This is a genomic window from Paenibacillus sp. strain BS8-2 (assembly GCF_054483835.1).
In genome coordinates this window covers 3791562-3810873 of sequence record NZ_CM137010.1, presented here as the reverse complement: position 1 = coordinate 3810873, position 19312 = coordinate 3791562, and the positions used below count along the sequence as shown (strand labels likewise).

Annotated in this window: 16 protein-coding genes; 5 read left to right on the top strand and 11 right to left on the bottom strand. The window is 50.2% G+C overall.

Going from position 1 to position 19312, the window contains the following annotated elements; all coding sequences use genetic code 11:
• The first annotated feature begins 73 nt into the window (after nt 1-73).
• Entirely contained in the window at nt 74-1252 is a 1179-nt protein-coding gene (locus ACX1C1_RS16165) for a family 16 glycosylhydrolase (protein WP_458953201.1), read from the top strand.
• Between the two features lie 57 nt (nt 1253-1309).
• Here the strand turns inward: ACX1C1_RS16165 and ACX1C1_RS16160 are convergent, their stop codons facing one another.
• The 3 genes from ACX1C1_RS16160 to ACX1C1_RS16150 all read right to left on the bottom strand — a co-directional run bounded on the left by ACX1C1_RS16160 (nt 1310) and on the right by ACX1C1_RS16150 (nt 6467).
• On the bottom strand, nt 1310-2917 hold the full coding sequence (locus ACX1C1_RS16160) for a response regulator (protein WP_458953200.1): 1608 nt from the start codon (nt 2915-2917) through the stop codon (nt 1310-1312).
• A 16-nt stretch (nt 2918-2933) separates the two neighbouring features.
• Nucleotides 2934-4688 (bottom strand): cache domain-containing sensor histidine kinase, encoded by a 1755-nt coding sequence (locus ACX1C1_RS16155; RefSeq protein ID WP_458953199.1) that lies wholly within the window; start codon nt 4686-4688, stop codon nt 2934-2936.
• A 69-nt stretch (nt 4689-4757) separates the two neighbouring features.
• The gene (locus tag ACX1C1_RS16150; RefSeq protein ID WP_458953198.1) at nt 4758-6467 is read right to left on the bottom strand and encodes an extracellular solute-binding protein; all 1710 of its coding nucleotides are present in this window, start codon (nt 6465-6467) and stop codon (nt 4758-4760) included.
• Nucleotides 6468-6703: 236 nt separating this feature from the next.
• On the opposite strand from ACX1C1_RS16150, the gene ACX1C1_RS16145 reads away from it, so the two are divergent.
• Both ACX1C1_RS16145 and ACX1C1_RS16140 read left to right on the top strand, forming a co-directional pair.
• Entirely contained in the window at nt 6704-7660 is a 957-nt protein-coding gene (locus ACX1C1_RS16145) for an ABC transporter permease (protein ID WP_458953197.1), read from the top strand.
• Between the two features lie 12 nt (nt 7661-7672).
• Nucleotides 7673-8551: a carbohydrate ABC transporter permease gene (locus tag ACX1C1_RS16140; RefSeq protein ID WP_458953196.1), complete on the top strand. Its 879-nt coding sequence runs from the start codon at nt 7673-7675 to the stop codon at nt 8549-8551.
• A 224-nt stretch (nt 8552-8775) separates the two neighbouring features.
• On the opposite strand, the gene ACX1C1_RS16135 is transcribed toward ACX1C1_RS16140, so the two are convergent.
• Nucleotides 8776-9519, bottom strand: coding sequence for a phytanoyl-CoA dioxygenase family protein (locus tag ACX1C1_RS16135; RefSeq protein ID WP_458953195.1), 744 nt, complete (start codon nt 9517-9519; stop codon nt 8776-8778).
• 159 nt (nt 9520-9678) lie between these two features.
• On the opposite strand from ACX1C1_RS16135, the gene ACX1C1_RS16130 reads away from it, so the two are divergent.
• A complete protein-coding gene (locus tag ACX1C1_RS16130; RefSeq protein ID WP_458953194.1) occupies nt 9679-10512 on the top strand; it encodes a helix-turn-helix domain-containing protein in 834 nt (277 codons plus the stop codon).
• 289 nt (nt 10513-10801) lie between these two features.
• The gene (locus ACX1C1_RS16125) at nt 10802-11098 is read left to right on the top strand and encodes a helix-turn-helix domain-containing protein (RefSeq protein WP_458953193.1); all 297 of its coding nucleotides are present in this window, start codon (nt 10802-10804) and stop codon (nt 11096-11098) included.
• 114 nt (nt 11099-11212) lie between these two features.
• Here ACX1C1_RS16125 and ACX1C1_RS16120 read toward each other — a convergent pair whose 3' ends face one another.
• From ACX1C1_RS16120 to ACX1C1_RS16090, 7 genes are all read right to left on the bottom strand, one after another.
• On the bottom strand, nt 11213-11635 hold the full coding sequence (locus tag ACX1C1_RS16120) for a VOC family protein (RefSeq protein ID WP_458953192.1): 423 nt from the start codon (nt 11633-11635) through the stop codon (nt 11213-11215).
• A 75-nt stretch (nt 11636-11710) separates the two neighbouring features.
• Nucleotides 11711-12715, bottom strand: a complete 1005-nt coding sequence (locus ACX1C1_RS16115; protein WP_458953191.1) for a sigma-70 family RNA polymerase sigma factor — start codon at nt 12713-12715, stop codon at nt 11711-11713.
• A gap of 509 nt (nt 12716-13224) precedes the next feature.
• Nucleotides 13225-14115 carry an ROK family protein gene (locus ACX1C1_RS16110; protein ID WP_458953190.1) on the bottom strand — a complete coding sequence of 297 codons (891 nt, stop codon included), beginning with the start codon at nt 14113-14115 and terminating at the stop codon, nt 13225-13227.
• Nucleotides 14116-14221: 106 nt separating this feature from the next.
• A complete protein-coding gene (locus tag ACX1C1_RS16105; RefSeq protein ID WP_458953189.1) occupies nt 14222-14989 on the bottom strand; it encodes an SDR family NAD(P)-dependent oxidoreductase in 768 nt (255 codons plus the stop codon).
• Between the two features lie 34 nt (nt 14990-15023).
• On the bottom strand, nt 15024-17270 hold the full coding sequence (locus ACX1C1_RS16100) for an FAD-dependent oxidoreductase (protein WP_458953188.1): 2247 nt from the start codon (nt 17268-17270) through the stop codon (nt 15024-15026).
• Nucleotides 17260-18447: a mandelate racemase/muconate lactonizing enzyme family protein gene (locus ACX1C1_RS16095; protein ID WP_458953187.1), complete on the bottom strand. Its 1188-nt coding sequence runs from the start codon at nt 18445-18447 to the stop codon at nt 17260-17262. The genes ACX1C1_RS16100 and ACX1C1_RS16095 overlap by 11 nt, the downstream gene beginning before the upstream one ends.
• A gap of 25 nt (nt 18448-18472) precedes the next feature.
• Nucleotides 18473-19309, bottom strand: coding sequence for a carbohydrate ABC transporter permease (locus tag ACX1C1_RS16090; RefSeq protein WP_458957700.1), 837 nt, complete (start codon nt 19307-19309; stop codon nt 18473-18475).
• Between the last annotated feature and the right edge of the window lie 3 nt (nt 19310-19312).

The following is a 19312-nucleotide window of genomic DNA, read 5'->3' as shown; positions in this document are numbered from 1 at the left end:
AACATCCTGCGCAAGGAGGTGACAAGCAAGGTGTGTAAGCGTATTCACAAATATGATGGAGGTGCATGAAAGGATGAATCTCAAAACATGGAAGACCCGCTTAAAGCTTATGACTGCGGCAGCAATGCTGCTGTCGACGGTCATGATTGCCGGAACAGCAAATGCCGCCGGCAGCTTCTCGAATGGAACGTTCGATAATGGCACTCTCTCTCCATGGTCAGGCTATGAGATCGGCACCACGAATAACGGAGCCTATCAAGGCTACAGCATGACCATCCCAGGAACCAGAGAAGCCGTACAAACCGTAACAGGTCTATCCCCGAACACGTCATATACCGTGTCGGCATACTTAAAGGTAGGCGCAGCAGGAGACAGCATTACGATTGGCGCACGCAACTACGGAAGCTCCACTTCCACCTCCTCGACCAGCGCCAGCTATACCCTGAAGAGCATTACTTTCACTACCGGCTCCAGCAACACATCTGCTCAGATTTTCATTAACCGCTCCACGGCTGGACAATGGAGCTGGGGATATGCAGACAACATAACTTTGACCACTTCCGGGGGAGGCGGCGGCATACCTCAGCCCTCCGGGCCCTCATCCGGCTGGACGTTGACATTCAATGACGAATTCAACGGCAGCTCGCTGGATACCACCAAGTGGAATTACAACTGGACATGGGGCAATACGGCCGATCATAGTGATGAAGTGCTCCGCTCCTCCAACGTGACAGTAGGCGGCGGATCACTTGCCATCAAAGCCAATAAAGAGGGGAATACTTGGTATTCCGGTTTAATTCAGACTAATGGTAAATTTAATCAGCAATATGGATACTGGGAAGCCAGAATCAAATCTGCGCCCGGAATCGGATTCCTCACTGCTTTCTGGACGAAGACCGAAGCGGTATGGCCGCCCGAGATCGACGTCATGGAGGTGCTGGGCAATGATCCCTTCAAGGTGCACATGACACAGCACTACATCAATTCTTCGAGCAATTATGTCGGTGACGGCGGCAACTGGACCTCTCCTTCAAGCTTCGCAGGCGATTACCATGTCTATGGGGTAGAGTGGAACGCCACGCAAATTAAGTGGTATGTAGACGGCGTGCTTCGCAGAACGACGTCTAACTTCGTTAATCAGCCTCTCTATACGCTGCTTAACGTACATGTAGGAATGGATTGGACCGGAGACCCGCAGGATTCCAATACGAGATACGCATATGTCGATTGGGTGCGCGTTTGGCAGAAATAACAAAATAAAAGCGGTGCAGAGGCAACCTTCTGCACCGCCTTTATTTTGTTCCTTCATTTATATATTGTCGCGATACTCCTGTGGCGTCATCTGATATTGCCGGCGGAACAGCTTGCTTAAGTATTGCGGATTCTGATAGCCAAGCGAGGTCGCAATCTCGTATATTTTCAACTCGGAATGCTTGAGCAGGTATGCCGCCTTCTCCATCTTGAGCCGGTATACGTATTCCGTCAGGCTTTCGCCCGTTTCGAGTTTAAAGATACGTGAGAGATATACGGGATGCAGATCAATTCGTTCTGCAATATCATAGAGAGACAAGTCATGTCCTAGCTGTTCCATAACATGATGCTGTACCTGCTCGATGATGGACTGTCGATTGCCCTTCATATTGTCGGTAAAGTGGGCCTTCAATCGACTCAGTGACTGGAACACCCATTCCTTGACTCTTGGAATCGATGACAGTGCAGTGCCGTTGAACAGCATGGTATGGTCTTCTCCAATCAACGAATACAACCGCATGCCATTCTTGTGAGCCAAGTAAGAGAAGGCGCCGGTCACTGCGAAGAACACTTCCATAATATGCTCAACAGAATCGGACCACTGCTGCTCCAATTCCGCAAATATTTCATGCAACCGCTCTTCGAACGCCTCCCACTTCCCTGCATCGATATATTGGTGCAGAAGCGGCGGCTCGTAGAGACTTCTAATCGTAGACGTATTCTCGAACTGAGGCGCCTCTCCGCCTGTAATAAACAAGGCTTCTCCATTGCCAGCTTTCTGGCGAAGTATGGACAAGCTTCTATCATAACACTCCTTAATGGCCGTTCTGTCCATTGTGAACCAGGTCGATACCACCACGGATACGGACAGCCTCAAGAACTGCTTCACCTTCAGCTGCAGCTCGGCTGCCTTGCTCTCCAGCAGTGTCTCAACAGCTTCGGCGGCTCGCGCCTTCACAATAATAATCTGCTGCTCATGCACATCCTTGCCCAGCCACACATCGTAATGCTCGTTCAGAATTTCCTCTGCAATATTACTGATCGCATATTCCATTAAAGGCCGATGGCGAACATCCATCCGATCCGGATTCATCTCGACACGTATAAGCAGCATCGCAGCACTCTCGCTCAGTTGAAAGGGGAGATGATATAGGGTCAGACGCTCCGACAGCAATGTGTCGGAAAGTCTATGCCCGGCTAACAAATCCTGCAGCAAATTGCTTTGAAGAAGCGGCAAATGATCCCGGATCGTAGACAACGCCTTCTGCTCGGAGGCAATCGTAAGCCATTGCTCGCGATGCTGTTCGCAAGCCAAAGCAATAGCGTCCATCAATTCCTCGTCGGTGGCCGGTTTGAGCAAATATTGTACAGCATCCAGCGACAGCGCTTGACGTGCGTATTCGAATTCTGAATAACCGCTAAGCAGTATACACTTCGTCTGCTTCGACAGCTTGCGAATCTCTTGAATCAGTTCCAGACCAGACATGCCCGGCATTCGAATATCTGTAATGACAATATCTGCAACCGAGGTTTTAAACAGCTGCAAGGCATGCTCTGCGGAGTAGGCCTTGAATACTTGATCCACCTCCAGTTTTGCCCAAGGCAGCGTTTGCTCCATTGCTTCAACCAGATGCCGCTCGTCATCTACAATCATAACGGAATACATGGATCATCTCTCCTTGCTATACCTTGTAATGTTCTTCCGGCAATGAACTGAGCTGAAGTACGAGACGAGCGGAGAAGCCTCCCAGCTCGGAATCGCCGAAGCGAAGTCCGCTTCCCTCGCCGAATCCGTATCGCAGCCGTTGATGCACATTCCATACCCCACAGCCCATGTCCTCTCCCAGAGGCTCCTCAAGCTTGTCATGCAGTGCCTGCATAGCCGTGCTTGACAAACCTTTGCCATCATCATCGACTTGAATGAATATGTGGTCATCCTCTCTCCAGCCCTTGACAACAATTCGAGCTGCCTCCGGCTTCGATTCAATGCCATGAATGACGGCGTTCTCGACAAGCGGCTGAACAATAAACTTCGGCACGACAATGGTTAGCAGCTCGTCTGGGAACTCGATGTCATACGTCAGACGACTCATTCTCATCCCCTGAATCTCCAAATAGTTGCGGATTAATTCAATCTCATCCGACAGCCTTACCTCTTGATTCTGCACCTGTGTACCATAACGATAATATTGTCTCAGATGATAGGACATCGCTTCAATCGACTTGTAATCCTCCAATTTGGCCATGCTGTTCATGAATGCGAGACAATTATATAGAAAGTGAGGATTGATTTGCGATTGCAGCTGCTTGACCGTAGCTTCCCGCACACGTATTTTTTCTTCATATACTGTTTCGATTAAAGTCTGGATTCGTTCCGCCATTCGATTGAATCTTAAGAACAACACCTTGAACTCATTGCCGGAATGCTTGGACTGAATGCGGTGCTTGTAATCCCCTAGCTCCAATCGCTGCGTTCCGTTCATTAAGGATTTGATCGGAACAACGACTTGAGTATAAAGCAAATAAGCTGCAGCTACACTGAGCATAAACAGAACGGATGTGGAGAGGAGAAAGCTGTTGCGGCTTTCGTTGACAGGAGTCAGCACCTTCTCGACCGCCGTGTAGTCAACCAGCAGCCAGCCTAGCTCCTCTGAAGGAACATAGGTAACCAGATATTCCTGCTCATCTATGGATACATGCTGCTTGCCGCTTTGCTCTATTCCAATTGTCTGCAAGCGGTCTTGCAACTGAAGCATTACCGACGAGGGACTGCCAGTAACATGAATGGTTCCGTATTGCGGATGGTACAGAAAAGGATCATTCCGGCCGGTTTTCTGAATAGAATTCAGCAGCTTGCGAATATTGGCCTCCGTAAATTGCGCCTCCAGCAGAAACTTCAGTTCATTCAATCCTTTGGCTTCCACCGGATGGGCTATGCGATATCGAAATGAGTAGTGGAGGTTTCCATTCTGTTCAACGGCCTCCGCCTCCCAGCGATATAGACGGTCCAGATCGGCATCCGAATAAGCGGCATTCGAGGTGGATTTGGAAGAAATCGTCGCGTTTAAGCTGGGAGAATAAAAAATCAAGTCATTATCCCAGCTGCTGGAAATGCTTTGAAGCACCAGCTTGTCCTGAATTCTGCCAAGCAGCGTCAAGTGGTCATACTCCAGCAGCTTGCTCTCCAAATAAATACGTTGATACGCACGAATGTCGGGATCTTCTTTCAGCGTCAGCAGCATGGATGCAAGCTGCTTCATATTCGTATCCAATTGCTCGGCAATGACGGACAGCTGAGTTAATTGCGAATCGTTGATCTGATTTTCCATTGTAGAGACGCTAACCTGGTAGGTATACGAGTACAATGTTAATGTCGCTGCAAGCAGCAAAATAAACATCAACATAATTTTCTGAAAGAAGCCCCACTGCCTCCACATGTCCATTCCTCCAATGACGCTCGAAGAGACCGTTCCTGGGAACGATCTCTTCCAACTTCAGCACAGTCTTTATTTCACACCATTCTCATCATACCACGCATTTACTTCCTCAGTAACTTCCTTGCCTCCGCTGCTCATCCATTCTTCAACAAAGCTGTCGAAAGCGGAGAGGTCTTTATCTCCGTACACGATTTTGGCGAAAATATCTTTCTCAAGCTTCTCCATGTACTCCCACTTCTGCTTCATCGTCGACGTGAACGTGCTCTTGAACATTTGCGGCATCGTGATATCCTTCTGATCCAAGACGATTTTGGCTGCTTCATAAACTTGCTTCGGCGCCGTGCTTGTATTCATAATTTCGAAAGGTGTCTGCGGCAATACATTAGGGTCGACAAATTTGGCCATTGTCTTAAGACTCAGTGAAGGAATACGCGCTCCGTCAAACGTAAGTGTGTACTTGTTCGCCGAGATCGCTCCGCCAGGCACTTCCTTCTCCGCTTCCGTTGCGCCTTCCTTCATATAATAATCATAACCGTTGTGCATGCCGTGCTCGAACTCGCCGCCTACTTGCGGATTGGCATAATGATCGAACAGGAAGCTCTGATAATGGAAGAAGGCTTCCGGATGTTCCATGTCCTTATTAATCAGAATAACGCCATTATTGACGTTCGTGCCATGACGCCCCATCTTGCCATCCGGGCCAGCCGGGATTGGATATGCACGATAATCTGAACCCTCGACATTTTTTTTCACGTCCTCGAGTGGCCACCATGGCATCCAGTGCGGTCCTACGATAATGCCCGCTTTGCCTGCTGTCCAGATTTCGGAGCCTTTGGACTCGTCCCACAGCAGCACCTCCTGCGGCATATATCCTTTGTCCAGCCAGCCTTTGATCGTATCTAGCGCTTGTTTGGAGCCTTCGTTCACAGAGCCGTACTCCAGCTTGTCTTCCGCTGTCAGGTTCCATTGGTTCGGCATCGTGCCGAAGGCGCCGAATACCCAGCCAAGATCCGACATCCAGGTAGTCCAATTGTTTTTGACGCCGGCCGTCAGGCCGTAGGTGTCCTTCTCGCCATTGCCGTCCGGATCCTGATTGGTGAATGCGTCCATGATTATCTCTACATCTGCCAGTGTTTTGGGCGCCTCGAACTTAAACTTCTGCATCCAGTCCTCGCGAATCCACAGCACAGGATCGCCATTATACATATAATCAAGAATCGGAACGCCATATTTCTTGCCATCCTTCATGTAGGGCTGCCATACTGTTGGATCCTCGTTCATCGCGTCCTTCCAGGATTGCGAAGCATATTGCTCGAACAGGTCGCCTACCTCCATAAATTTGCCGGATTCCAGCAGTGTATCAATAATTGCCGCTTCGTCGCGCAGCTGCAAGATATCCGGAAGCTTCTCATTGGACGAGATGGCAAGACGCAGCTTTGTATTAAAGGAATCATTGGCGCTTGGCGCCGTCCAAGCATATTGAATATCGATGCCAAGCCGTTCCTTGGCCCATTGTGTATGCACGTTATTGTCAATCGTTTCCCCGTCTCTGAACACAACATCTGCACCTACTGGTCGTGCGACGGTAAAGGACACAGCAGGCTCATACTTATCTCCGTTCATCGGAAGCGTCTCAGCCTGCCCCGCGTCGTTGTTTCCGTTGCCTGCGGCGTTAGTTGGTGTACTGCCACCCTCGTTGACATTGTTTGCGCAAGCCGAAACAACGGACAACATCGTTAACATCGTGATTGCTTTGACCCATCTCCGTTTTGCTTTCATCTGACCAAACCCCCTGCTTGAAATGTGTGAACCGGTTACATGCCACATTATAAGAAATCAGATTCGACAAGAAAATGGCTATGTTTTAACCAGTATGGGACAAATTAAACCCCTAAAGTTCAGAGGTTAAAATCGTGCCATTCGTGTTATGAACGAAACCTGTTCACAGCAAGCCCGACCGACTTATAATTTCGTTGACGAAAAAACACCGCAAGGGATAAAGGAGCGCATAACTCATGAATCAACTACAGATTAAACCGCCAGATCAAACATCAGTGAACACCGTCGTCCGCAAACGCTGGAATTGGAATCGAAATTATCCCCTTCATATGATGTTGATCCCTGCCGTCCTTCTCACCCTCCTGTTCGCCTATGTCCCCATGCTTGGCCTCATCATGGCCTTCCAGGATTTCAAGCCATGGCTCGGCTTTACGGATTCGCAGTGGGTGGGCTGGAGCAACTTCGAATTTATGTTTGAAAGGAAGGACAGCAAACAAGTCATCGTCAATACGCTTGTAATCGCTACTGCCAAAATTATTGCCGGACTCATCGCGCCGATTGCGTTTGCCTTGCTGCTTAACGAGATCAGGAAGGTAGCGTTCAAGCGGACACTGCAGACGCTTGTCTATTTGCCCCACTTCATGTCTTGGGTCATATTGGGCGGTATTCTGATCGATTTGCTCTCCCCGGAGGGAGGACTCGTCAACCGCTTTCTAATGAGTGCATTCGGCATAGAGCCTATCTTCTTCCTGGGCAAAGGAGACTGGTTCCGCTTTACGATCATTCTCTCGGATGTATGGAAGGAGTTCGGCTTCTCCACCATCGTATTTCTTGCCGCTCTGGCTGCCGTTAATCCCTCGCTTTACGAAGCCGCGGAAATTGACGGCGCAGGGCGCTGGAAGCAGACGCTTCATGTGACACTGCCCGCCATTATGCCTATAACCATCGTAGTGGGGACTTTGTCGCTTGGCAACATCCTGAATGCAGGCTTTGACCAAATTTTTAATCTGTACAATCCGCTTGTATACGACAAGGGCGATATCATCGATACATTCGTCTATCGCGTTGCCATTCTGAGCGGCGAGATGAGCTTTGGCACAGCCGTCGGACTTTTCAAGTCAGTCATTGCGTTCGTTCTGATTGTCACCTCTTATCGACTGGCTTACAAGTACGCCAATTATCGCATATTCTAGGAGGATATATCCATGTATCATAAGAGCTTATCCTATCGGATATTCAGTGTATTCAACCATGCCTTTCTACTGATCATTGCCTTGCTCTGCATTCTTCCGCTCATTCATATTTTGGCTGTATCATTCAGCGGAAGAGAAGCCGCAGGCGCGAATCTGGTCACCTTCTATCCCATTAACTTCACGCTTGATGCATATGAGAAAACAATTGGCAACAGCCAGTTTCTAAGCTCCATCTGGATCTCGCTTCAGCGGACCTTGCTGGGCACATCCATCGGCATGGCTCTTGTCTTTCTTGCAGCTTATCCACTCTCCAAAGAAGAGAATATGTTCCGAGGCCGCAGCTTGTACGCCTGGTTTTTTGTATTCACCATGCTGTTCTCGGGGGGCATGGTTCCAAGCTACATTCTCGTTCAGAAGCTGGGATTGATGAACTCCATTTGGGCGCTTGTGCTGCCCTTTGCCGTCAGTGTCTGGAATATGGTGTTAATGCTCAATTTCTTTAGGGGCATCCCTAAGGAGCTGGAGGAAGCAGCCTTTATGGACGGGGCTAACCACTTTGTCACCTTGCTTCGCATCTACTTGCCGATCTCCATGCCTGCCATTGCGACTTTATCCTTGTTCACCGTCGTCTTTCACTGGAACGACTGGTTTAGCGGCATGCTGTATATGAGCGACTACAGAAACTATCCGCTTGCTACATTCCTGCAATCCATTATCGTACAGCAAGATTTCAGCAAAGTGAATGTAAGCCCAGAGGAATTAAAAAACATATCGCAGCGCACGGTGAAATCCGCTCAAATCTTTATTGGCGCTCTGCCCGTGTTGATCGTTTATCCATTCTTGCAAAGATTTTTCGTAAAAGGAATTGTGATGGGCGCGGTGAAGGAATAACCGCGTATAACAAAGCGGATGAGAATGGCCGATACCTGAAGAACATTGTGAAATTGCGGCTGAGGTGTGTAGAATCATTTCCGCAGGCTTACCTTGACTAGACGAAACGAGCTGTCCCTCGTGGATAGCTCGTTTCGTGTCATATTCAGGTAGTACAGGCATCGTCGACTTGCTCAATTTATTCGCTCCATAGACAAGCCTGCGCCTTCGCTATTCGCCGAGACTTAATACAGCGGGAATTTCTGACGAAGATCCTCGCGATGCAGCACGCTAGAGTCTTCACGGATATAATGACAGACATAGGAGCGGCGCCAGCGGTCCTTGCTTCTGTTGCGATTGGAGGAGTGAATAAGTAGCTCGCTAAAGAACAGAATGTCGCCCTTCTCCATGACAACCGGAATTTGCCTGCTCGTGTCCACCCCTTCTGTCTCCTCCGTCCATGATTCATGCTCCTCGAGATTTTTGACCGCACCATGTGGCAGCAGTCCGAGCTTATGCGTGCCCGGCATCACCCACAGGCAGCCGTTCTCCTCGTCCACCCTCTCCTCCATAGCCGTCCAGGCCGCAATCATCGTCATCGGATCGTTTTTAATATAATAATAATCCTGATGCGAAGCTTGACCCGGAGAACCTGGCTCCTTGTAGAAATACATGCTTTGGACGCACACCGCTTCCCTGCCCATTAATTGTGCAAGCGCCCCGCGAATGATCGCGTTTTTCATCAACTGCCGTGAGAAGCTGTCATGCTTATGCGGATTAAACAATCGAAGCGAGTAACGCTTGCTCTCTTCCACAGCTGCCCAATCGGGCATAGGATTCTGGTTGCGAAGGTCATAAATGTGTCCATTAAAGGCATCGATTAAATCCTCGCTCATACCTTTCTTGAATAGGTAATACCCGTTTTCCCGAAAAAATGTAATATGCTCATCAGTCAGTGGTTTCATTGGCGCTACGAATGTATCCTTCATGCTTACATTCCCCTCTCGTTATCGTATAGTGAAGTTACTCATATTGTAGTCCCGCCTCTTGGCTAGAACAATGGCTGCCATTAGCATGATTGTGTCTGTAATTGACATCCTTGCTTCACGGAATTACAATGAGCTCAACATTACTAGGAGGAACGACACATGACCGCGTATCAGACACCCGGTTTCTCTCTCGATCACGTCAATTATGTGACCTCGGGCTCCATCGTCTATCCGCCTGGCGGGAAATTTGGACCACGAATACAGCAAGACATCCAACTCGTCATGCTGTATTCCGGAAGTATGTGTGTATCAATCGACGGAAATGTCCTGGAGGCTGTCCCAGGTCAAGTTGCCAGGCTGTTGCCCGGCCATCGGGAGGAATTTATCTTTGCAAAGAGCGAGGAAACCTGGCATCGCTGGATTTCCATTCATGTCGACGGGGTCCCGAAAGATATTCTTGAGGCGTTCGCCGCTCTGCCTCCCGTTCTTCCTCTCACCGAAGAGATGAACCGTCTTGTCGATCTTCTTCTGTCCGTGCAGCTTACGCATCCCAGCGATTCTCCTCTCGTTCGCACGTTCGGACTAGCCGCGCTTCTGCTGCTTCCGTCCGAATCGGCCAAATTATCAAGCGAGAAGGAGAAACATCCCTCCGTCTACAAAGCGTTGCAATGGATTCGTGAGCATTATGCGGAGAATATATCCCTGCCTGACATCGCTGCAAATTCCGACGTCTCGCCAGAACATCTCGTCCGGTTGTTCCGGCGGCATGTACAGACGACGCCTGTCCATTATTTGTGGACGTGGAGAATTCAGCAAGCCGTCAACTTGCTAGTCCACACCGGCTTGACAGTAACGGAGATCGCAGATCGCTGCGGCTTCAAAACGACGCATCACTTGGCACGCATGATGAAACAAACAACCGGCATGACAGCCTCCCGTATTCGCGAAACATCATGGCTAGGTCTCAGAACGCCTTCCGCGAGAAAGCGCTAAGATTTTCATAATCGGCTGTTTGTGCGAAAACGTTAAAACACAGTATCCTTGCGAAATCCCTGTATCTCTTTCTGCTTCTATTGTCCTAGACTGATCCCTTGGATAATTAGCACCTTGACTTCAACGGTTATATGGGAGGCAACCGATATCGTCAATTGGAACGAGCAGGAGGCGAATCGCTGGTATTCGACTGATATCAAGCTCACGCTACTCCAGTCGATTAAACAAGGTGACGAGCAGTTGGTCAATCAGCATTCGATGGATCAATTCGAACAGGAAATGAGTCAATGTGTTGTCGATCTTTGCCGTCATGCCAAGGAGCGCAAGGAAGAGGAAATCACTGTCACCATCCTTTATCAGTCGCTCCATCAAAGAGATGACCGGAACTACCTTTACCGATTATGTGTTCGACCTGCGTATCGAGCATGTCAAAAAAGAGCTGCTGCAAACAGAAATGTCCGTAAAGGATATTATTACCGGCGCCGGCTATATTAATGTTTCGTATTTCATTGATCGATTTAAGAAAAAGGAAGGTATGACACCGGGGGAATATCGTAAAACGGGACGGCAGCAAGACCGTATGTAGTTGAAAGGGAGTAATAAATAACGACCCGCCAAAGGTCACTTTTTTCAAAATGTCCTCTTGCGGGTCGCCATTCAAGTACGCGATGGATGAACTTCAGTGGATTGAATATCGCATCTAGCCTTGCATTTCCGTATAAATCTGGAAGGTCACACCGAACTTGTCGGTGACATCGCCGAAGCCGGGGCTGAACGATTCCTCGCTGAATGGCAGGTTCACTTGGCCGCCTTGCCGCAGCGCTTCGAAAATCCGTCTGGAATGCTCGATGTCGTTTGTTGTAATGCAGATCGTCACTCTTTTGCCCGCTTCAATTGGTGAACCAGTAGGAGAATCCGAGAACATAAGCTCGGAATTTCCTACCCTCAGCTTGGCATGAGCTACAAGTTCTTTAAGCTCCTTCGTAAACGTGTCCGGCATATTCGGCATATCTCCGTAGGTCGCGAGGGAGAGTACTTCCGCTCCAATTGCTTGCTCATAAAACAGAATGGCATCCTTCGTCCTGCCCTCTAACGTAATGTAAGGTGTAAGTGATACGGTCATCGTTTATTCCTCCTTGGGATTATGAAATCGTCTGCTTCCGCATTCATAGGTATAGACGATTCAATCGCCAAGAATTCATCGGTGTTCCAAAAATTTTTTTTTAACAAGCAAAAAAGGAGGCAAAGCAAACCGTTCAAACAGCTCCGTATCGATGAAATGGTGCAGATGCGCTATCTTGCCATCCTTCATCTCTAACAAATGAATCGCCCACGGCACCAGGGTTCCGTCGCTTCCGTCCGGCACATACTGCGCAAATGCGGGACAATCACCGTTCGCCCTGACCGGCAGCAGGCGTGAGCCTACGCAATGCTCCTGCGTAATCCGATAAAATGTGGACAAATCTTGTCTTCCGCTAACCCACATCGTAAATGGAGGCATGGATATACTGCCGTTTTCTTGGAACAGCGTCACTAAGGCATCAACATCGTACTGCTCGAATGCATCGACATAACGCTGCAGTAGCTCTTGATCCGTTTCGTTGTCCAGCTCCTGCAGGGAATCGAAACGAAGCTTGGCGTTTGCCAAAGTCGCACGCGCCCTATGCAATGCACTGTTGACTGCGGGCACGGTCATTTCCAGCGCTTGCGCCGTCCGGATCGCCGGCCACCGGAATATATCCTGTAGTATCAAGACGGCTCGTTGACGGGGAGGCAGCTTTTGCAAAATTGCGATAAACGATAGTCGAATCGTCTCTTTGCTCACGATGATGTCCGCAGGGTCGCCAGCGGAATCGGGAGCCGGCCAAATCCATGAAGCTTTAGGCTGGTTATCCTGTGGCGTCGTGATGTTGGCGGCAGGTCCAGAAAGATCCATCGGAAGCGCCCGGCGCTTCGCGCTTCTCAGCCGATCCAGACAAACATTCGTAACGATTCGATAAATCCACGCTTTGCGCAAATTTTCCTCCCGCACCTGATCCCAGCTCTGCCAGACGCGAATCATGGCATCCTGCACCGCGTCCTCCGCTTCGGATATAGAACCCATCATCCGATAACAATAGCCCGTAAGCTCGGGACGCAATTCCTCAACCATATCCAGTTGCGCATGGGCTTGACTCATTTTCGCCTTCCTCGTTTCAATCATTATTTGATATTCAATCACGATATTGCAGCTAGCCCTGACTATATAATTGAGTCTAATTTTTGTCAAACTCTTTCGCTTTCCGAGTTGGCGTGAGTGAACGGTTGTTTCATTTGGGCTATATTATTGAGCTTGGCGGATTGTCGGTAATGTGCGTTAATCGGAAATTGCCCTCCTTAATTAGGGAGGGCAATTTATGTAGCGAACCATTGAGCTACGGCAGGACAAGCTCCTGCCCTGGAAAGATGTGATTTGGATTACGAATCTGATCTTTGTTCAGTTCATAAATCTTCTCCCACAACGTTCCGTCATTCAACGTTTTCTTTGCAATTTTATACAAATTATCCCCTTACCTCTCGCCAAATTGTTTACGCTTGCGGAAGGCGGCTTCTCGAGCTTGATACAAACGATCGTTATAAATTCTATGCTTGAGCATGTCAATGGTTTTTTGAGTGTTCCATTGACCGAGCTCCTCAACGGTATCCAACCGTTCTCTCCAATTCGACGTTCGATTAGCTGTCGTATCTGAAGTGGTCAATTGCCTGCAATCCAAGCGCCAGTGCTCCGCATAAACCGGCATTGTCTCCTAATGCGGGAGGAACGATATAATCATCGATGTGATCTAGAACGGTCTTGTCACTAACATAGCCATTCAAGTTTCTTTGAACCTCTGTGCGGATCAAGGGGTAAAGCTGCTTCTGATGCATGACGCCGCCACCTAGAATGATCTTCTTGGGGGACAACATAAGAATTGAAGCTGTCACTGCTTGTCCGATATAGTAAGCTTCCATTGACCATGCCAAATGGTCGGCTGGTATATCACTGCCTTTCATATTCCATCGCTTCTCGATCGCCGGACCGGCGGCCATGCCTTCCAGGCAATCCCCGTGATACGGACAGTTCCCTGCAAATTGATCTTCCTGATGGCGCCTTGTTAATAGATGCCCTCCTTCCGGATGCACAAGACCGTGAACCAGCCTCCCTTCCGCGAACACACCTACGCCGATTCCAGTACCTATCGTATAATAGATACAACTGTCCAAGCCTCTGGCAGCACCCCACATGGATTCTCCAAGCGCAGCGGCGTTGACATCCGTATCCCATCCGAACGGTACGTCGAACACTTGCTTCAAGCTCTTCAAGAACGGAAAGTTCGCCCAACCCGGCTTCGGAGTTGTCGTTACACATCCATAGTAAGGGCTGGCTGGATGGATATCAATCGGCCCGAAGGTTCCGATTCCGATACTATCCACATTCTTGTGTTCAAAATAGGAAATGACTTGCTCGAGCGTTCTTTCCGGCTCTCTTGTCGGGAAACTTATTTTATCTTCAATGATCCCTTGTTCATTACCGATGCCACAAATAAATTTTGTCCCCCCGGCTTCAATAGCACCAATCCTCATCTTAGCTCTCCTCCCCAAATTTAACGACGAATATAAAATAGCTCCCATCCTCAAAAAGGACAGGAGCCAAGCGGCGCCACCTTCATTCTTACTCGTCAAACGTAGTTCAGCTCATATACATGCCACCATTGATATGAATGGTATGCCCCGTAATATAACGAGCCAGTTCGGATGCCAAGAACAAGGCGCTGCCCGCAACATCCTCCGGCGTGCCTTCTCTGCCAAGCGGGATATGCTCAACTGCCTTATTTCTGGCGGCAGGAGGCGTGAAGGTGTCGTGGAATGCAGTCTGGCCGATAAATCCGGGAGCCAGCACGTTCACGCGAATGCCGCTCGATGCAAGCTCGGCCGCAAGTCCTTTTGAATACGTCTGAACCGCCGACTTGCTTGCGGCATAGATTTGCGCGCCGCTTCCCCCTCCGTTAAGGACGGCAACAGAAGCCATGTTGATGATGACGCCTCCGCCGATTCGTTTCATCCCCGGAATGACCTGTTTGCAAGCAAAAACAGTGCTCTTGAAATTGACATCCATCACCGCATCATACAGTTGCTCCGTCATGTTCTCGTTTAATCTGCGTTCAATTAAGTGACCAGCGTTATTGACGAGAATATCGATCGGCTGTTTAAATACATCCTCGATTTCGGTTACCAGACGTTCTATTTCGGCGATGTTGGACATATCTGCTCCGAACCGCGCTGCTTCTCCCCCGTTGCTCACAATTCCGCGGACGACATCCTCAGCTGCTTCTCCGTTGTTCAGATAATGCACCGCCACCTTCGCGCCGGCTGACGCCAGCAACTCGGCTATCGCTCTTCCAATCCCCCCGCTTGAACCTGTTATGAGCGCCAGCTTCCCTTTGAGACTAATCTCCATACTCTCATGCATCTCCCTCCATATTGCTTGGCCGCTATCTCACTCGAATTTCGACTACCTCCGCATGGCTGCTGCCGTTCGTAGCGGTGATCACGAGGCGTATGCGATCTGCGGCAACTGCATTGTCCAAGGCATGCACACGCTTCCGCTGACGGTTGTTACGTTCTTCGAACAAGGTCAACCATCGACCGTCTTCGAACCGTTCGATCCGGTAATCACGGACAAGCTCCGGCATGACCTGGAAGGACGTGCGATGATGATGCAGATTGATCAAATCCTCGTTCACATCATCATTAAAGATCAGATGGATTTCCGTAATGGGCACGGCTTCGCTCCATTGCAGCTCAAGCCATGGCTCGCTGCCGTCACGCATGCTCTGCGACAACCACATGTGCGGTCCCCCGTATGGACGCTTGTACCCGTCAATCACCTTGGCGGGGTGGAATGCCTTCGTCTCGTTAATCAGCTCGAAGCAGAACGGCTTGCGTACAACCCGCTTCATATTCCATTGAACGACAGGCTGACTCTGATCGAGCGATTCCATGCCGCGCGCGACGTTCAGCTTCTTCTCGCGTACGAAAGACAATACGCCCGTTTGCGGGGTGTGCGATAAGTGCAAGCTGACCTTCTCATTCTCGCGTACGATCAAGAAAGCATTTTGTGCTTCTGTCGGATTCCAGTTCAATTCGAACGACACCCATTGCTTCTCGCCCTCAAGTACGGTTTGAACGCAATGCGCCTGCCTGTTTACCGGGATATAATTCTCCAATTTACCGGTATCCCACAGCTCAAGCGTAACGGTCGTGTCCTCTTCAGCATCAAGCAGCAGACGAATCGTTCCGATTCCCGAATCGGCCGGCAAGATCAATCCGGCGTCGCTGATCAGACGGAATTTCTCATCTGCTTCCGTAACTGCAATTCGGTCCATATAGCTGGAAGCGGTGACCGCAGCACGCAGACAGAGGTCATCAGGCGCGGTATTGCGCAAGCCGATAACCGATGCATCCTGCCACAGCAAGGTTTGCTGCAGCTCTTGCATATGCTCGCTGAAGAGTGTTCTTGGCGTAATCTCCTTTGTTGCGCATATCGCCGCTGCGGTGCCTGCCGCTTCGCCCATCGTCGCGCATGTCCCCATGACGCGCGTCGAACCGAAGGCGACATGAGATGCGCTAATATTGCGTCCTGCGAACAGCAGGTTGCGAACATTGACGGAGTACAGGCTTCGGAATGGGATGTGATAGATCCCATCAGCGTGATAATGCATGGACGTATACCCCGACGCATACATCCCCTCAGGCGGATGCAGATCGATCGACCAGCCTCCGAACGTGACCTTATCCTCAAACTGCGTCTGTTTTTCGAGATCCTGTTTGGTCATAACATAGTCGCCGATAAACCGTCTGTATTCCCTTCGACCCGGGACGCTGCCGACCCACTCCAGCGTCATATTAGCCGCATCGAATTTCCCCGAGTTCTTGATGTAATCCCATATCCCGTAGATGACTGCCCACAATTCGTCACGAATCCGCTCATTATCATGAAGCGTGTCCAGCTCTCCGCCCCATTCGATCCACCAATAATGACAGCCCGAGTCGCCGCTGTTCAGTACCCGTTTCATCGGGATCGGCGTTTCTGTAATATCCTTGGCGAAGCTTGGCGGGATATATTTCACCGGATGGCCGGCATCCTTCGTATAGAATAGCAGCGTGCTGCCAAGCGTGATGTCATCTGCGACTTCCGGGGCCCAATCTTCGCCGTACTCCTCTCTTGATTCGCGCCCGATCCGATACTTGGCTCCAGCCAGAAACCCGACAAGGCCGTCGCCTGTACAATCGAGGAAGACCGGTCCCTCGAAGCGGATTCTCCGCTCTGAACCCATCATCCAGCCGGTAACCGCATGAATGACCCTTTCATCCTCATCGCCATCCGCTTCCACCTCGTGAACGTCAGTATTCAGGAATAACTGGATATTCGGTTCGCTGTATACCGTCTCCAGCACGATCAGATCCCATAGATACGGATTGCCGTCCGGGTTCCGGTATTGATTCTCCACGAACATCTCGCCCATGATCCCGCCTTCACGCGCATACCGGTTCACGCCATGGCCCGTAGCTCCTACTACCCATACCCTGACCTCGCTGCTGGAATTGCCGCCCAGCACGGAGCGATTCTGAATCAATGCCACCTTCTTGCCTAATCTGGCAGCCGCCACCGCAGCGCAGACCCCGGCCAACCCTCCGCCTACGACCGTCACATCACTTTGTACTGTTTCATATCTCATTGATTGAACACTCCTTAACCGATGTCGAAATTGCATATTGATCGACGGTGGAGCTATTAAGCTCTACACCGAGTCCCGGACCGTCCGGTACAACCAGCGCGCCGTCAGCGAAAGCAGGAAATGGCTCGATCAGCGCTTCTCTGAGCGGATTAAGCAATCGATTATATTCATAGAGATAAGCGTTGCCGTACGCTGCCATCGCTTGGACGGCCGCCGCAACCTGAACGCCCGAGCCTACTCCGTGAAGCGCGATCTTCACCGAGAATGCTTCGGCGAGCTTGGCTATATGATCCAACCCCGTGAATCCGCCTGCACGTGTCACATTCGGCATGATGATATCGACGGCGCCTAACCGCAGCATGTCCCGAAAGCCCTGGGGAGTGAATTCGTTCTCGCCGGTCGCGAGCGGAATCCGAATGGCGCGATGGATAGCGAGAAGTCCTTCCGCATCTTCCGGCGGAATGGGTTCTTCGAACCATAGGATATTGAACGCCTCCAATTCCCGCGCAAGCGTGATCGCCGTGCGTACGTCGTAAGCGCAATTCATGTCGACGAGCAGCTTGACATCTGGTCCCACGGCATCCTGCACGGCTGCAAGATGCGCAAGATCCGTCTTGATCGACCGTCCTGCTTTCACCTTGACGGCACGAAATCCTTCATTTACGTATTCCAACGCTTTTGCTGCCGATTCTGCCGGATTATCAAAAAAGTACACAGGACTTGCGTAGCAATCGATTCGTTCGCGATGACGTCCGCCAAGCAACGCATGGATCGGCATTCCCGTCATTCGTCCCTTCAAATCCCAACAAGCCATGTCGATGGCGCTCATCGCCTCCATGGCAAAGCCCCTCGTGTTGCCCATTCGGTTCAACGTGCCGTACATCCGATCCCAATGCACGGACGTGGCGAACGGGTCGGCACCGATCAGCATCGGCGCGAATACTTCCTCGATGATGACCGCAGGAATGCGGGGACTTGGCAATCCCCAAGCTTCGCCGACTCCGACTAAGCCGTCGTCCGTCGTGATCCTGATGAGTGTGCTCGCTTGGCCGAACCGCGGCCTTGATGCGAAGGAAGCACCAGGGAACAGCAGAGACGGCGGCACCTTATCGCTCCCTCCGAACAGCTTTGCGAAGCTGGCTTCCAGTTGTACAACTTCTATTCGCTTAATACGCATAGACACTTCGCTCTCCTTTAAACGGTTAGCCTTTGACCGCTGTACTCGATATGCCTTGAATGATGAATCGCTGACCGATCAGGAATACCACAATCATCGGGATAATGCCCGCCGTGGCTGCCGCCATCATCCCGTTATAGTCGACGTAATGTTCGTCTATGAAATTTTGCAGCCCTAGCGGGATCGTAAACAGATCTTTATCCAACAGGAATACCAAGGCGTTCTCATAATCATTCCAGTGCCAGGAGAAGTCGATAATCGCGAAAGTTGCAAGCGCCGGCTTGGCCAGCGGGAGCATCAGTTGGAAGAAAATCCGAAAATGCCCCGCTCCGTCGATCATCGCGGATTCGGAAATATCCATCGGAATGCCCATAAAAAATTGTCTCAGCATGAACACGCCGAATATCGTGAACATCCCTGGCAGAATTAAGGCAAGATGCGTATTGTAAATGCCCAGCCAATCGAACATGAGAAATTTCGGCACGAACAAGATTTGGGGCGGTATCATCATCATGGACAGATAAAAAATGAAGATTGGCCCCCGCCCCGGAAACTCGACCCTGGCGAAGCCATATGCGGCGAATGCCGCAAGCAGCGTGGCGCCAAACATGCTGATCAGACTGATTTTAATCGAATTCCAATAATAGACGGCGAAGCTCTCTCTGCCCGTCCATACCTTGATGTGGTGATCCAGCAAGAACTCGGAAGGAATCCAGCGAATCGGGTACAGAAATACCTCCTGCGGACTTTTGAACGAAGCACTGATCATCCACAGGAAAGGAAGGATCATCGCAATGCCGAAGACGAGCATCAGGCCGGTAAGCAGCAGCTTCTTCAGGCTGTCCTTGCGCTGTGTTGTCATTGT

What these genes read in the sequence shown, in the direction of transcription:
- ACX1C1_RS16165 (WP_458953201.1), top strand. Translation starts at nt 74, where the DNA reads ATGAATCTCAAAACATGGAAGACCCGCTTAAAGCTTATGACTGCGGCA.
- ACX1C1_RS16160 (WP_458953200.1), bottom strand. Translation starts at nt 2,917, where the DNA reads ATGTATTCCGTTATGATTGTAGATGACGAGCGGCATCTGGTTGAAGCA.
- ACX1C1_RS16155 (WP_458953199.1), bottom strand. Translation starts at nt 4,688, where the DNA reads ATGTGGAGGCAGTGGGGCTTCTTTCAGAAAATTATGTTGATGTTTATT.
- ACX1C1_RS16150 (WP_458953198.1), bottom strand. Translation starts at nt 6,467, where the DNA reads ATGAAAGCAAAACGGAGATGGGTCAAAGCAATCACGATGTTAACGATG.
- ACX1C1_RS16145 (WP_458953197.1), top strand. Translation starts at nt 6,704, where the DNA reads ATGAATCAACTACAGATTAAACCGCCAGATCAAACATCAGTGAACACC.
- ACX1C1_RS16140 (WP_458953196.1), top strand. Translation starts at nt 7,673, where the DNA reads ATGTATCATAAGAGCTTATCCTATCGGATATTCAGTGTATTCAACCAT.
- ACX1C1_RS16135 (WP_458953195.1), bottom strand. Translation starts at nt 9,519, where the DNA reads ATGAAGGATACATTCGTAGCGCCAATGAAACCACTGACTGATGAGCAT.
- ACX1C1_RS16130 (WP_458953194.1), top strand. Translation starts at nt 9,679, where the DNA reads ATGACCGCGTATCAGACACCCGGTTTCTCTCTCGATCACGTCAATTAT.
- ACX1C1_RS16120 (WP_458953192.1), bottom strand. Translation starts at nt 11,635, where the DNA reads ATGACCGTATCACTTACACCTTACATTACGTTAGAGGGCAGGACGAAG.
- ACX1C1_RS16115 (WP_458953191.1), bottom strand. Translation starts at nt 12,715, where the DNA reads ATGATTGAAACGAGGAAGGCGAAAATGAGTCAAGCCCATGCGCAACTG.
- ACX1C1_RS16110 (WP_458953190.1), bottom strand. Translation starts at nt 14,115, where the DNA reads ATGAGGATTGGTGCTATTGAAGCCGGGGGGACAAAATTTATTTGTGGC.
- ACX1C1_RS16105 (WP_458953189.1), bottom strand. Translation starts at nt 14,989, where the DNA reads ATGGAGATTAGTCTCAAAGGGAAGCTGGCGCTCATAACAGGTTCAAGC.
- ACX1C1_RS16100 (WP_458953188.1), bottom strand. Translation starts at nt 17,270, where the DNA reads ATGAGATATGAAACAGTACAAAGTGATGTGACGGTCGTAGGCGGAGGG.
- ACX1C1_RS16095 (WP_458953187.1), bottom strand. Translation starts at nt 18,447, where the DNA reads ATGCGTATTAAGCGAATAGAAGTTGTACAACTGGAAGCCAGCTTCGCA.
- ACX1C1_RS16090 (WP_458957700.1), bottom strand. Translation starts at nt 19,309, where the DNA reads ATGACAACACAGCGCAAGGACAGCCTGAAGAAGCTGCTGCTTACCGGC.